We start from the raw sequence: 14,026 nt of genomic DNA, 5'->3' as shown, positions 1-14,026 counted from the left end.
ACTCTTTGATTTAAAAGATATATACGAAACAACTAAACGTTTGTTTCTTAATTGCCTGGTACATGGTCCGCTTATTGCTCCGTTGTTTTTCATTGGCATGAAGTTGTCAACGACTCAATACCCTGCCATTCGGCGAAAAAATGAGCAGCCTTTCAGGCTTGAGCGGATAATCGCGCGCCGTCGAAGAGTGCCGTTTATTCGCTGAATGCATGCATAGATCGGCAGCCAAAAAAAACTGCGCCAAGTCAAAAAAATGGCGATTAAAAAATAATTTTGATCGCGATTAAGTATTAGGCTAGTGTAGTTCAAAATATTGACGATATCATTTTAGTGGCTCGGTTCGACGGACCGTCTCGAGCCTCGTGTTCTATCTCAGCAAGCGCCTCGGGCAGTCTTATGAATCGTACAGACGATATATCGAACCTGTTCAACAGGTTCGGGGCAAGTGCGGACAGCTATCTCGAATTCGATAGCCATTTTGACTATAAAGAAAAGCCGTTGGCGCTGGTGCCGACTACGCCTGTGTCCGTGGTGATTGACGCCCCTCAGGCCGCTATTGGGGTGGTTGAAGCCGCACCGGTCGATCGCCCGATCCAAGATGCTGCTGAACTGTCGCCAACCCAAACCCCCCAGGTCGCCGCACCGCTTCGTCATTTACTGGCCGAGGTCGCGCTGGCGCGCCAGGCGGAGGCGCAAGCACGCAACGAAGAGGCACTGCGCCAAGTGTTGCCCAATGGTCGCCCGAGCAAAACCAAAGCGCATGTCATCGCGCTGATATCGGGCAAGGGCGGCGTTGGCAAAAGCACCCTGGCCTCGGCGCTCGCCACCCTCTTGCGGGTTGAGCACGGGCAGACGCTGGCCATCGACCTCGATCCGCAAAATGCCTTGCAGCATCACCTGGGTGCCGAGCCGGATGTGGCCGGCATGGGCAACGCCAGCCTTCAGGGTGAAAACTGGAATTCGCTGTTGTTGGCCGGGCCGGCAGGCTCATTGTTGCTGCCTTATGGTGCAGTCACTGAAGATGAGCGCCGGACGCTGGAACGCTACCTGGAAAACGATGAGTTCTGGCTGGCCCGTCAGCTGGCAAGCATGGCCCTGGGCGAAAACGACGTGGTGATTCTCGACACACCACCCGGTCGCACGGCATACCTGGACCAGGTCTTGATGGTGGCTGATCAGGTGCTGGTGGTGGTTACCGCCGACGCCGCGTGTTTCCTGACGCTGGACCCGATGCAGCGTTTGCTCGACGAACGCAAGGCCCGGGGACAAGTACAGCAGTGCAATTACGTGATCAATCAATTCGACGCTTCCCGAGCGTTTTGCCGGGATATGCAAGAGGTGCTCAAGCGCCGTCTCGGTAACGAACTGCTGGGGACCGTGGCGCTGGATCACGGCGTCGGCGAGGCGTTGGCGTACGGTCAAAACCCGTTGCTGAAGGCGGGTTTTTCCCCTGCGTGTCGAGACATGCGAGTACTGAGTGACACGCTCAAGGCGCAGTTGCAATCCATGGATATCGCGGAGTCGTACGCGTCGTGATTACAGCCTCTGCTCCCGATACCGAAGTCCTGACCCGTTCACAGCGTTGGGCTCAAGCGTTGTCGGATCGCGTGGACAGCTTGCCCAAGGCATTGCGTAAAGCGTTGACCCTCGGCGTGACCTTGATGTGCGCGCTGTTGGCCGTTTTTATCATCACGGTGCCGTTCGATCTGTACTCGCAGTGCATCTTTGCGGCGGGCTGTTTCGCCACCGCGTTGGTGCTGCGCAAGATCCCGGGGCGCCTGACGGTGATGGTGATGATCGGTTTGTCACTGACGGCCTCTCTGCGTTATCTGTACTGGCGGCTGACGTCCACCCTCGGTTTCGAGGGCTGGCTGGACATGGTGTTTGGCTACGGCCTGGTCATGGCCGAGCTGTACGCGATGATCGTGCTGGTGTTCGGTTACATCCAGACCGCCTGGCCGCTGCGCCGCAAACCCATATTGATGAGCGGCCCACCCAGTGAATGGCCGACGGTCGATGTGTTCATCCCGTCGTACAACGAAACACTGGATATCGTCAAAGTCACCATCTTCGCCGCCCAGGCCATCGACTGGCCACGCGACAAACTGCGCGTGCATGTACTCGATGACGGGCGCCGCGAAGACTTCCGCGAGTTCTGCGAGCAGATCGGCGTCAACTACATCGTGCGTGACAACAACCGCCACGCCAAGGCAGGCAACCTCAATGAAGCGCTGAAGGTCACCAGTGGCGAGTTCGTGGCCATTTTCGACGCCGACCACGTCCCCACGCGCTCGTTCCTGCAGGTGAGTATCGGCTGGTTCCTCAAGGACCCGAAGTTGGCGATGCTGCAAACGCCGCACTTCTTTTTCTCGCCCGACCCGTTCGAAAAAAACCTCGACACGTTCCGTTCCGTGCCGAACGAAGGCGAGCTGTTCTACGGCCTCGTACAGGACGGCAACGACCTGTGGAACGCGACGTTCTTCTGCGGTTCCTGTGCGGTCATCCGTCGTGAACCGTTGCTTGAAGTCGGTGGCGTGGCCGTCGAGACCGTGACTGAAGACGCTCATACGGCGCTCAAACTCAACCGTGCCGGCTACAACACCGCGTACCTGGCCATTCCTCAGGCGGCGGGCCTGGCGACTGAAAGCCTGTCACGCCACATCAGCCAGCGCATTCGCTGGGCGCGGGGCATGGCGCAGATTTTCCGCACCGATAACCCGCTGTTCGGCAAAGGCCTCAGCCTGGGCCAGCGTCTGTGCTACGTGAACGCGATGCTGCACTTTTTCTATGGTTTGCCGCGTCTGGCGTTTCTTACCGCGCCGCTGGCCTTTCTGATTTTCGACGCGCGGATCTACCACGCCTCGGCATTGATGATTACCGCTTATGTGCTGCCGCACATCCTCCACGCCAGTCTGACCAACTCCAGCATTCAGGGGCGGTTCCGCCATTCGTTCTGGAACGAGGTCTACGAGACGGTACTGGCCTGGTACATCATGGGCCCGGTGCTGATGGCGCTGGTCAATCCCAAGTTCGGCGGGTTCAACGTGACCGACAAGGGCGGGATCATCGACAAGAAGTACTTCGAGTGGAAGCTGGCGCGCCCCTACATCATCCTGCTGGCGTTGAACGTCGCCGGTCTGATCATTGGTCTGGTGAAGCTGGCCGAGGGTGCGGACGATGCGGCGACCACGATCCTGATCAACCTGGCCTGGACGGTTTACAACGTCATCATCACCAGCGCCTCGGTGGCGGTGGCCAGTGAAACCCGGCAGATGCGTTCCGAGCCGCGTGTCGCGGCGGTGCTGCCGATGCGCCTGACCCGTGCCGATGGCAGCGTCATCGAAGGCTCGACCCTGGACTTCTCGCAAAAAGGCCTGGGCTTCCGTTTGCCGGAAGGGGTGATGGTTCCCCAAGGCGAGCGGGTGCAGATTTCGCTGTTCCGCAATCAACACCTGAGCGTGTTCCCGGCGGTGATTGTGTTCAGTCGCGGTAACGTTTTGGGGGCGCAGTTCGATCAGTTGACGCTGCGCCAACAAAGCGAACTGGTGCGCTTGACCTTCTCGCGAGCCGACACCTGGGCGTCGACCTGGGGCAGCGGTCAGGTTGATACGCCGCTGGTGGCGTTGCGCGATGTCAGCGCCATTGGCTTGCGCGGCATCTACGAACTATTCAAGGCCACGGTCCTGGAAGCGCAGGCATGGCTGCGCAACCGTCGTCCATCCCCCCCCCTCTTAGAAAACGTTCTGGACAAGTGATGAACTCGAAGTCTTTCGCTGTCGGTAACCTGCGCGGCGCTCGCCGTATTCTGGCTCGTGCGACCTGCACCTTGCTGGCGTTGGGGAGTGGTGCTGCGGCGTTTGCCGAAACGGCGCCGGTGACCGGTGCTACGGCAGGTGTCGGCAACTACAGCCTGACGCTCAAGCAGTTGGGTCGGAACTATCCGATGACCCTGCGCGGCGTGGAATCCAGCGACAGCGTCAACTTCGACGTGCGCGCCGATGCAATCGTGACCGGCGCGCACCTGACGTTGCAGTACACCTATTCCCCTGCGTTGTTGGCCGACCTTTCGCAGATCAACGTGATGGTCAACGATGAGGTGGCTGCCAGCCTGCCTTTGCCCAAGGAAAACGCCGGGGTGATGCAAAAGCAGGTGGTGGAGATTCCCGCCCACCTGATCACCGAGTTCAACCGTTTGAGCCTGCAGTTCGTCGGCCATTATTCGATGAGTTGCGAGGACCCGCAGCACTCCAGCCTGTGGGCCAAGATCAGCAACAGCAGTCAGCTCGACATTCAAGTGTCGCCACTGTCCCTGCCGGACGATCTGGCGATCCTGCCTCTGCCGTTTTTCGACCGTCGGGATGCGCGCCAGCTGAGCTTGCCGTTTGTGTTTGCCACCGCGCCTGATAACAGCACCCTGGAGGCTGCCGGCGCACTGTCGTCCTGGTTCGGCGCGCAGGCCAGCTATCGCGGCGCGATGTTCTCTTCGCACTTCAACCAGTTGCCGGGCAGCGGCAATGCCGTGGTGCTGCTCAGTGGTCCAGATGCGCTGAAACTGGGCCCGTTGACGCTGCCGGCCGCGACAGGGCCGACCCTGACGCTGATGAGCAACCCCAACGATGCCAACGGCAAACTGCTGATCATTACCGGTCGCGATGGCGCCGAGCTCAAGCGTGCCGCGACTGCGCTGGTGCTGGGCAGCCAGGCCTTGTCGGGCAGCCGCGTCGTCATCGACCATCTCGACAACGTGCAGCCCCGCAAGCCGTACGACGCACCGAACTGGTTGCCCACCGATCGCCCGGTCAAGCTGGGTGAATTGATTGCGGCCAAGCAGTTGAACGTCGCCGGCTACAACCCGGGCGAGATCACCGTGCCGCTGAATTTCCCGCCGGACCTGTTCACCTGGCGCGACGATGGAGCACCGCTGGACCTCAAATACCGCTACACCCCCCAGGAGAAATCCTCCAACTCGTCGTTCATTGTCAGCTTCAACGACGGGCTGATTCAGTCTCGTAACCTGCCGTCCCAGGACAAACTCGACAGTGGTGTGCTCAGCGCACTGAAGACCAACGACAGCCTGGCCCGCGAGGTTCGTGTGCGCCTGCCATTGAACTCGGTCGCCCTGCAATCGCGTCTGCAACTGCGCTACATGTTCGATTACATCAAACAGGGCGAGTGCGGCGACATCATCATCGACAACATGCGCGGCAGCGTGGACCCGGAATCGACCCTCGACCTGAGCGGCTACGACCACTTCATGGCCATGCCGAACCTTGGCGTGTTCAAGGACGCGGGCTTCCCGTTCACTCGCCTGGCCGACCTGTCGCAAACCGCCGTGGTGCTGCCGGACAACGCCGGGGCTGCGGATCTGGATGCCTACCTCACTGTGCTCGGACGGTTTGGCCAGTCCACCGGTTACCCGGCCACTGGCGTACAGGTGACGCAAGCGGCACAGGTCGCCGCGGCTGCCGACAAGGATTTGCTGGTGTTGGCGTCCGGGGCCAACCAGCCGCTGCTGACCCAATGGGCCGATCGCCTGCCGGCGGCCGGGAATGACGGCCAGCAACGTTTCGAATTGTCCGATTTGCCCATGCGCGTGCGGGACTGGTTCAGCCCCGACCCGGATGCCAACCAGCGCAAGGCGCGACTGGCCATGGCGTTTTCCGGCGGGCAGCGCAGCACCTACCTGACCGGTTTCGAGTCGCCGCTAAAGAGCGGTCGCAGTGTCGTGGTCATTGCCAGCGACCGGCCGGAGGGTCTCATCGACGCGACCAAGGCGTTGATCGGTGGCGAGGAATACACCCAGTCGATCCAGGGCAGCCTGGTGGTGGTTCGCGGCAAATCCATCGAAGCGCTGGTGGCGGACGAGCAGTACTACGTTGGCGATCTCGGACCGTTCAAGTACGTGCAATGGATGTTGTCGCGGCATGTGGGCTGGATGTTTGCGCTGACCGGGCTGGCCATTTTGCTGCTCAGTGGTCTGGCGTACGTGTCGCTGCGCGCCCGAGCCAAACGACGTCTTGAGGTGTGATGAGCGTGCCCGCCTTCGCCCATAAACGCCCGCGCCGCGCCGCCATGATCGCTCTGTCGACGCTGCTGCTGGCATGGCTGCTGCCCGCCACCGCCCAGGCGCAACGCTGCGAGGCATCGACCTGGCCGTTGTGGCAGACGTTCGTCGAGCACTTTGTGCAACCCGACGGGCGTGTGCTGGATGCCAGCACGCCGCAACGTCACAGCTCGTCTGAAGGTCAGTCGTACGCCATGTTCTTCGCCCTGGTGGCGAATGACCGCGTGACCTTCGACAAGCTGTGGCGTTGGAGTCAGGACAACCTCGCCCAGGGCAATATCAAGAGCAATCTGCCGGGTTGGTTCTGGGGCCTGGACGAACAGGGCACCTGGCGCCTGCTGGACAGCAATTCGGCATCTGATGCCGATCTCTGGTTCGCCTATGCGTTGCTCGAAGCCGGAAGACTTTGGCACAACGACGCCTACACCCAGACGGCGCGCCAGATTCTGCACAACGTCGCCACCCAAGAGGTCGAAGACCTGCCGGGGCTGGGCAAAATGCTGATGCCGGGCAAAGTCGGTTTTATCAAACCCGACCTCAACAAACCCGAACTGTGGCAGCTCAACCCCAGTTACATGCCGATTCCGGTGCTGCGCCGATTCGCCGACATCGATCGCAACGGACCGTGGGCGGAAATCGCCACGAACACCGCGACCCTGATCAAGGCCGTCAGCTACAAAGGCTTTGTGGCCGATTGGGTCAGTTATCGCCGTACCGGGCCGGGCAAGGGCGAGTTCATCGTCGACCCGGTCAAGGGTGAGTTGGGCAGTTACGATGCGATCCGCACGTACCTGTGGGCGGGCGTGATGCCGGTCAAGGACCCGCTGCGCAAACCGTTGCTCGGCAGCCTGGGCGGCATGCTCGCCGCCACGCTCGCCGACGGTGTGCCGCCGGAGCAAGTCCAGGTGCTCAGCGGTCAGCGCAGCGGTGCCGGACCGTTCGGATTTTCCGCCGCGCTGCTGCCGTATTTCAAAGCGCTGGGCACTGCGTCGCTGCAACAGCAGCAGGCCTTGCGCGTGCAGCAACTGATGGCCCAGACCCTGACCCCCGAAGCGGTCCAGGCGAAGCAGCCACCCTATTACTTTTTTGTACTGAGCCTGTTTTCGCTGGGCTACATGGACAACCGCTACCACTTCCTCGATCACGGGAAGTTGCAACCGATGTGGGAGAAGCAATGCCAGCGCGCCGTCACGCCATAGCCTTCGGGATATTTGCCGCCCTGATCCACAGCAGCAGCTTTGCCGCGCTCAACGACGCCGGCAAGGCGCTGTTGCAACAGGGGCAATACTGGCAGGCACAAGGTGACCAGGCCCGGGCCACCGAAGCCTGGAAAAAACTGCTGCTGATCGATCCGCAGCAAGCCGATGCGTTTTACGGTCTGGGCTTGCTGGAGCTCAAGGCCAACCGCCCTGCGGGCGCCAATCGCTACCTGGATCAGCTCAAGCAAACTCATCCCGGCGAGTCGCAAACGTTGTTGCTGGAGCAAGCCATCGCCTTGCAGAGCGGCAACAACCTCGATCAGTTGGAGCAGGCGCGTTTGCTGGCGACGGCGGGCGAGCTGGACAAGGCCATGCCGATCTATCGGCAGATTTTCGCGGGCAAGGCGCCCCAAGGGGAGCTGGGCCTGGAGTTCTACAACTACCTGGGCTACACGGCCGGCGGCTGGACCGAGTCGCGCCAGGGCCTGGAGCGTTTGCTGCAACAGAGCCCGAACAATGCCAAGGTTAAACTGGTGTTGGCTAAACTGCTGCTGCGTAACGAGGCTACCCGAACCGACGGTATTCGCCGCTTGGGTCAGCTGTCGACCCTGCCCGAACTGGGCGGTGAAGCCACCGAGAGTTGGCGCGAAGGTCTGGTGTGGCTGGGTTCGCCACGTGCGGCGGAGATCCCGTTGTTCGAGGAGTACCTCAAGGCCAATCCGGACGATGCCGAGATTCGCACGCAAATGAACAGCCGTGGCACGGCCGCCGTGGCTGCCCAGCAGAATCCGAATCTGGCCCGCGGTTTCAAGGCGCTTCAGGACAACCAACTGAATGTCGCCGAGCAAGCCTTTCTGGCGCGACTCAAAGAACAAGCGCAGGACGCCGACGCGTTGGGCGGCCTGGGGATTGTTCGTCAGCGTCAGGGCCGTTTGAGCGACGCCAATGAACTGCTCAAGCGTGCCGCCGGCCGTGGCGGCAACCCGCGCTGGCAAGCGGCGCTGGAGAGCAATCGCTACTGGGATCTGCTGGGCCAGGCCGACAAGGCCAAAACCGATCACGATCTGGTGCGCGCACGCAGCCTGTTGCAACAGGCCATCGCCAGTAAACCGCGACAAGTCGAAGGCTATGTCGCCCTGGGCGGCGTGCAAGCGGAGCAGAACCAGTTGGACAATGCCGAGGCGAGCTATCGTCAGGCGCTGACCCTGGACAACGACAACCCTGCGGCCGTGTTGGGGCTGATCACCGTGCTGGCGCAAAACGGCCAGGCCAGCCAAGGGTTACGAATGATCGAAGGGCTGAACGCTGCCCAGCAAAAACGCCTTGGCGATTTGCGGCCATTGCGTGCCGCCGTCGCGGTCGGCCAGGCGAAAAATGCCGAGCGCAGCGGCGACCTCAACGGCGCGATTGCCGCGCAACAGGAAGCAGTGCGCAACGACCCGCAGAATGTCTGGACGCGCTATGACCTGGCGCGCCTGTACGTGCAGGCGAAGGCCCCGGACAAAGCCCGGCAGACCATGGCCGAGCTGTTGAAAGCCGATCCGCAGCGTGTCGATGCGCTGTACGTCAGCGCGTTGCTGTCGAGCCAGTTGGGCGAATGGTCGACCGCGCAAAGCACGCTGGAGCGCATCCCGGTGAGCCAGCGCAGCACGGCGATGCAACAACTGGCCAACGAGGTTCAAGTGCAATCGCTGGCCAGCCAGGCTTCAACCCTGGCCAAACAGGGTGACCGCAGCCAAGCCATCACCCTGCTGCGCCGTGCCGAACTGGCCGCCAACGGCAAACCTGAATCGTTGGGCATGCTGGCTTCGGCGTACGTCGATGCCGGTGATACCGAACACGCGTTGTCGATGCTGCGCAGCGCCATGGCGCAAAGCAGCACACCGTCGGCGTCGCTGCGCCTGGCGTATGCCGGCGTGCTGCTGAAAACCGGTGACGACGTGCAGGTCAATCAGATCCTGCACGAGTTGCAGAGCCAGCCATTGGCGGCGGCGGATCAGCGCAATTATGACCAACTGTTGTACCTGTACACCGTGCGTCAGGCCGATCTGTTGCGGGAGAAGGGCGACCTCGTGGCGGCCTACGACACGCTCGCACCGGCCCTGGCCCAACGCCCGAACGATCCCTTGGCGGTTGGCGCGCTGGCGCGCATGTACCTGGCCAACAACAACGCCAAAAAAGCCATCGAGCTGTATCAACCGCTGCTCGACCAGGCGCCGAATGATCCGCAGTTGCAGATCGGCATGGCCCAGGCCTTGAATCAGTCCGGCGATTATCGCGGCGCCGAGAAAGCCATGGACAAGGCGCTGGAACTGGCGCCGAACGATGCGCCGATTCTCGCCACCGCTGCCAGTCTGTATCGCGCCCAAGGCAAGAACGCCAAGGCTGCGCAACTGTATGCGCGCGCCCTGGCACTGCAAGCGCCGAGCAAGGAAGAAGCCAATCCGTTTGCCGGGACCGTGGCCGCCAACCCATTTGTGGGCAAGGCCGGCCAGCGCAGTCAATCGCGGCTGGCCGAGGCCACGCTGTCACAAATTCCGGCACCCGCGCAGGTGCAAGTTGCGCAGGCGGCGGATGAGGCCGAGCCCACCACATCGAATACCCTGGCAATGAACGGCAGCGCAGGCGCTTACGCAGCGCAACCCGCGCGCGCCGGCTTCGATGACACTCGCCGTTCGGCCTCGGCCAAGCCGACGGACCCGCAGACAGAAGCCCGTCAGGCGATGCAAAGTGCGCTTGATCAGATTGATCAGGAGCGCAGCCCGCGTGTCACTCAAGGCGTGACCATCCGCAGCAATGACAGCGAGGCGGGCCTGAGCAAAATCACCGACGTCGAAACGCCGCTGGAAATCAGTGTGCCGCTGGACGATGACCGTCTGGCGCTGCGGGTGACACCGGTGTCGCTGAACGCCGGTGGCATCAGTGATCCTGCGAAGTCACGCTTCGGTGGTTTCAATGAACAGCAAATGGCCGCGTTGCAAGCCCAATTGGCGAACAACACGGACCCGGCCCAGAGCGATTTTCTGCGTAACCAGATCAGCGGCCCGGTCGGGCGCCAAAAGGACACGGGTGTCGGTCTGGCCGTGGCTTACGAGAACCCGTCGCTGGGGCTGAAAACCGATGTGGGCGCCAGCCCCATGGGTTTCCTCTACAGCACCGTGGTCGGCGGTATCAGCCTTGATCGCTCGTTCACCGAAGGCAGCGATTTCCGCTACGGCCTGAGCCTGTCGCGGCGCCCGGTGACCGACAGCCTGGTGTCTTTCGCCGGTGCGCGAGACGCTCGCAGTGGACTGGAATGGGGAGGCGTCACCGCCAACGGCGGGCGTTTGCAGTTGAGCTATGACAATGGCGACTACGGCGTCTATGGCTACGGCGGCCTGCACAAACTGGTGGGCAACCATGTCGAATCCAACAGCCGTGCCGAGGCCGGTACCGGGGTCTACTGGTACTTGCTCAATGACGACAGCCGTCAGTTGACCGCCGGCCTGAGCCTCACCGGCATCAGCTACGACAAGAACCAGGGCAACTTCACCTATGGCAACGGCGGTTACTTCAGCCCGCAAAACTTCTTTTCCATCGGCGTGCCGATCGGCTGGTCACAACGCACCGACCGCTTGAGTTATTCGATCAAGGGCTCGGTTGGCGTGCAGCACATCGAGCAGGATGCGACCCCGTATTTCCCGAACGACGACGACATGCAGAGCGTGCTGAATCAAGTATCGCAGCAGTACGCCACGGCCGGGATCATTGTGCCGACCCAGTACTCGGGACAGAACAAGACAGGCGTCGGTTACAACCTGAACGCGGCCGCCGAGTACCGTTTTGGCGACAACGTCTTCCTGGGTGGCAGCTTCGGCCTGGATAACGCCCAGGACTACAAGCAATTCACCGGTGGTTTGTACCTGCGGTACATGTTTGAAGACTTCACCGGTCGCATGGCGATGCCGGTCAGCCCTTACCGTTCCCCTTATTCGAATTAAGCAGCAGGAGTTTGCACCGTGGCAGTATCGATTCTGGCAGGCATGACCATTTTGATGATTGGCGACAGCCACCTGGCGACGCCTGACTATCTGATTTCCTCCCTGCATGACAGCCTGGTTGCCCAGGGGGCGACCGTGCATACCTTGGGTATTTGCGGCGCCAACGCCGGTGACTGGCTCAAAGCCACGCCGGGTACCTGCGGTGGCGCCGAGCGCCGCGGCACGGAAAAAACCGTCGTGCTCGGTGGCAAAGCCGCGACCTTGCCGATCAGCCAGTTGCTGGCCACCGACAAACCGGACCTGGTGTTGATTGTCATGGGTGACACCATGGCCAGCTACACCAAACCGGCGTTCCCGAAAGCCTGGCTGTGGCAGCAGACCACGGCGCTGACCAAGGAAATCTCGGCCAACGGCACCCGTTGCGCGTGGGTCGGCCCGAATTGGGGCACCGAAGGCGGCAAATACGGCAAGACCTTTGCCCGAGTCGAGATGACCTCTAAATTCCTCGCCGCCAACGTGGCGCCGTGCAGCTACATCGACTCGCTGCAGTTCTCCAAGCCGGGCCAGTGGGCCACGGTGGACGGTCAGCATTTGACCGCGCCGGGCTACAAGACCTGGAGCGCTGACATCAGCAAGGCCTTGCTGGAAACCCCGGCCGTCAAGGAAGCCAAGAAATGATCAAGCTGTTCGCGGCGCTCGCGGCCGTCCCGGTGTTGTCGATCAGTACGCTGGCCCACGCCGAAGTGGCGTTGTACCCCACCGGCCCGGCCGAAGATTCGGCGTTCATCCGCTTCGTCAACGCCGGCACCGCACCGCTGGACGTGATCGCGCAGGCCGGGCAACCGCCGCTGCGTCTTGAAGTGGCCGCACCGGTGTCGTTGTTTTTCCCGGTGCAGGCCAGCAGTCCGATCAAGGGCAGCCTGGTCAGCGGTGCGCAAAAACTGGCCATGGATTTGAAAGTCGAGCCCGGTGAATTTGCCACCGTGCTGGTGTTGCCGGACGGCGCTGGCCTCAAGCAAGTGGCCGTGCGCGAACAGCCGGACGACTTCAACGGCCTGAAAGCGTCGCTGGCGTTCTTCAACGTCGACGCTTCGTGCGCCGACGCCAGTTTACGTCCAGCCGGGCGTACCGCCGACCTGTTCAAAGCGGTGCCGGTCGACAGCTTGCAACGTCGCTCGATCAACCCGGTGAGCCTGTCGGTGCAACTGGTGTGCGCCAACGCCAACGTCGGCGCGCCGCTGGACCTGGGGGAACTCAAAGCGGGTGAGCGCTACAGCGTGCTGCTGGTGCCGTCGGCCGCAGGACCACGTGTGTTGAACGCCACGGACTCGTTGTCCCACTGATCGGATCTCGCCGCTGCCATGGTTTTCGCCTCGTTAGAGTTCCTGACATTGTTTTTGCCAGCGTTTCTGCTGGTCTACGCCTTGGGCCGACCGGCCTGGCGCAATGTCATCCTGTTGCTCGGCAGTTGGCTGTTCTACGGCTGGCTGAGCCCGTTGTTCCTGACGCTGCATATCGTGCTGACGATTGTGGCGTGGGTGGGCGGCCTGCTGGTGGATCGCGCGCCGGACGGCTCCCGTGGACGAGTGCGGCTGTTGATCGCGCTGATCGTGTTCAACACGGCGGTGTTGTGCTGGTACAAATACGCCAACATCCTCGCCGGGACCTGGAGTGAGCTGATCACTTATTACGGGGCGATGCCGCTGGAATGGCAGCGGGTGGCGCTGCCGGCGGGCCTGTCGTTCATCGTGCTGCAGGCGATTTCCTATCTGGTGGACGTGCATCGGCATACCGTGCCGGTGGAGCGCAGTTTCATCAATTACGCCACGTACATTTCCATGTTCGGCCACTCCATCGCCGGCCCGATCATTCGTTATGACTGGGTACGCCGGGAGCTGACGCAGCGGTATTTCAGTTGGCAGAATTTCTCCCTCGGTGCGCGTCGTTTCATGATCGGCATGTGCATGAAAGTGCTGGTGGCCGACACGCTGTCGCCGCTGGTGGACGTTGCGTTCCATCTGGAAAACCCGTCCTTTGTCGACGCCTGGATTGGCTGCCTGGCCTACTCGCTGCAACTGTTTTTCGACTTTGCCGGCTACAGCGCCATGGCCATCGGCCTGGGCCTGATGCTGGGCTTTCACTTTCCGGAAAACTTCAACCGGCCGTACCTTGCCAGCAGCATCCAGGACTTCTGGCGGCGCTGGCATTTGTCGCTGTCGAGTTGGCTGCGTGATTACCTCTACATCGCCCTTGGCGGTAACCGCAACGGTGCGTGGAAAACGTACCGCAACCTGTTCCTGACCATGGCCATCGCCGGTCTGTGGCACGGCGGCGACAGCTGGAATTACCTGTTGTGGGGTTCGGCGCACGGGGTCGCATTGTGCGTTGATCGCCTCTGGTCCCGTTCCCGTTTGCCAGGCATTCCACCGCTGCTTTCGCACAGCCTGACGTTGTTGTTTGTGCTCCTCGCCTGGACGCTGTTCCGCGCGCCGGATTTCCATTCGGCGATGACCATGTATGCCGGGCAGTTTGGCCTGCATGACTTTGCGTTGGGTGATGCGCTGGCGGTGACCTTGCGTCCGGTGCATGGGCTGGCAGCGATGCTCGGCCTGGTGTGCATCCTCGCGCCACTGTTGCAAAGTCGTGTCGAGCAACGGTTTGCCCGTCACGCCTTGTTCGTTCCGATCACGGCCCTGTGGCCGGTGGCGGGGTTCCTGCTTTCGTTTGCGTTGATCGCGAGCCGTGAAGCCGTACCCTTTCTGTACTTTCAGTTCTGATGACCG

8 protein-coding genes are annotated in these 14,026 nt (G+C 61.7%); all 8 read left to right on the top strand.

Annotated features, from left to right (window positions below; genetic code table 11):
* Positions 1-396: 396 nt before the first annotated feature.
* The 8 genes from bcsQ to F8N43_RS21935 are packed head-to-tail and all read left to right on the top strand — an operon-like array spanning position 397 to position 14,020.
* The gene (gene bcsQ, locus F8N43_RS21970) at positions 397-1,536 is read left to right on the top strand and encodes a cellulose biosynthesis protein BcsQ (RefSeq protein WP_150654359.1); all 1,140 of its coding nucleotides are present in this window, start codon (positions 397-399) and stop codon (positions 1,534-1,536) included.
* A complete protein-coding gene (gene bcsA, locus F8N43_RS21965) occupies positions 1,533-3,755 on the top strand; it encodes a UDP-forming cellulose synthase catalytic subunit (RefSeq protein ID WP_150632958.1) in 2,223 nt (740 codons plus the stop codon). Before bcsQ ends, bcsA begins: the two co-directional genes overlap by 4 nt.
* Complete coding sequence (gene bcsB, locus F8N43_RS21960) at positions 3,755-6,028, top strand: cellulose biosynthesis cyclic di-GMP-binding regulatory protein BcsB (RefSeq protein ID WP_150654358.1); 2,274 nt, start codon at positions 3,755-3,757, stop codon at positions 6,026-6,028. Before bcsA ends, bcsB begins: the two co-directional genes overlap by 1 nt.
* A complete protein-coding gene (bcsZ, locus tag F8N43_RS21955) occupies positions 6,028-7,263 on the top strand; it encodes a cellulose synthase complex periplasmic endoglucanase BcsZ (protein WP_150632956.1) in 1,236 nt (411 codons plus the stop codon). The genes bcsB and bcsZ overlap by 1 nt, the downstream gene beginning before the upstream one ends.
* Positions 7,239-11,243: a cellulose biosynthesis protein BcsC gene (locus F8N43_RS21950; protein ID WP_150654357.1), complete on the top strand. Its 4,005-nt coding sequence runs from the start codon at positions 7,239-7,241 to the stop codon at positions 11,241-11,243. The genes bcsZ and F8N43_RS21950 overlap by 25 nt, the downstream gene beginning before the upstream one ends.
* Positions 11,244-11,297: 54 nt before the next feature.
* Positions 11,298-11,921 carry an SGNH/GDSL hydrolase family protein gene (locus F8N43_RS21945; RefSeq protein WP_150632970.1) on the top strand — a complete coding sequence of 208 codons (624 nt, stop codon included), beginning with the start codon at positions 11,298-11,300 and terminating at the stop codon, positions 11,919-11,921.
* Positions 11,918-12,586, top strand: a complete 669-nt coding sequence (locus F8N43_RS21940) for an alginate O-acetyltransferase AlgF (RefSeq protein ID WP_150654356.1) — start codon at positions 11,918-11,920, stop codon at positions 12,584-12,586. Before F8N43_RS21945 ends, F8N43_RS21940 begins: the two co-directional genes overlap by 4 nt.
* Before the next feature lie 18 nt (positions 12,587-12,604).
* Positions 12,605-14,020, top strand: coding sequence for an MBOAT family O-acyltransferase (locus tag F8N43_RS21935; RefSeq protein ID WP_150654355.1), 1,416 nt, complete (start codon positions 12,605-12,607; stop codon positions 14,018-14,020).
* Positions 14,021-14,026: the final 6 nt, after the last annotated feature.

It is taken from the genome of Pseudomonas fluorescens (genome assembly GCF_902498065.1).
Classification (GTDB): Bacteria; Pseudomonadota; Gammaproteobacteria; order Pseudomonadales; family Pseudomonadaceae; genus Aquipseudomonas; species Aquipseudomonas fluorescens_BJ.
This window is presented reverse-complemented; position numbering and strand designations above follow the sequence as displayed.

Excerpts from the sequence above, each read along its gene's own strand:
- bcsQ (WP_150654359.1), top strand. The coding sequence starts at position 397 with ATGAATCGTACAGACGATATATCGAACCTGTTCAACAGGTTCGGGGCA.
- bcsB (WP_150654358.1), top strand. The coding sequence starts at position 3,755 with ATGAACTCGAAGTCTTTCGCTGTCGGTAACCTGCGCGGCGCTCGCCGT.
- bcsZ (WP_150632956.1), top strand. The coding sequence starts at position 6,028 with ATGAGCGTGCCCGCCTTCGCCCATAAACGCCCGCGCCGCGCCGCCATG.
- F8N43_RS21950 (WP_150654357.1), top strand. The coding sequence starts at position 7,239 with ATGCCAGCGCGCCGTCACGCCATAGCCTTCGGGATATTTGCCGCCCTG.
- F8N43_RS21945 (WP_150632970.1), top strand. The coding sequence starts at position 11,298 with ATGATTGGCGACAGCCACCTGGCGACGCCTGACTATCTGATTTCCTCC.
- F8N43_RS21940 (WP_150654356.1), top strand. The coding sequence starts at position 11,918 with ATGATCAAGCTGTTCGCGGCGCTCGCGGCCGTCCCGGTGTTGTCGATC.
- F8N43_RS21935 (WP_150654355.1), top strand. The coding sequence starts at position 12,605 with ATGGTTTTCGCCTCGTTAGAGTTCCTGACATTGTTTTTGCCAGCGTTT.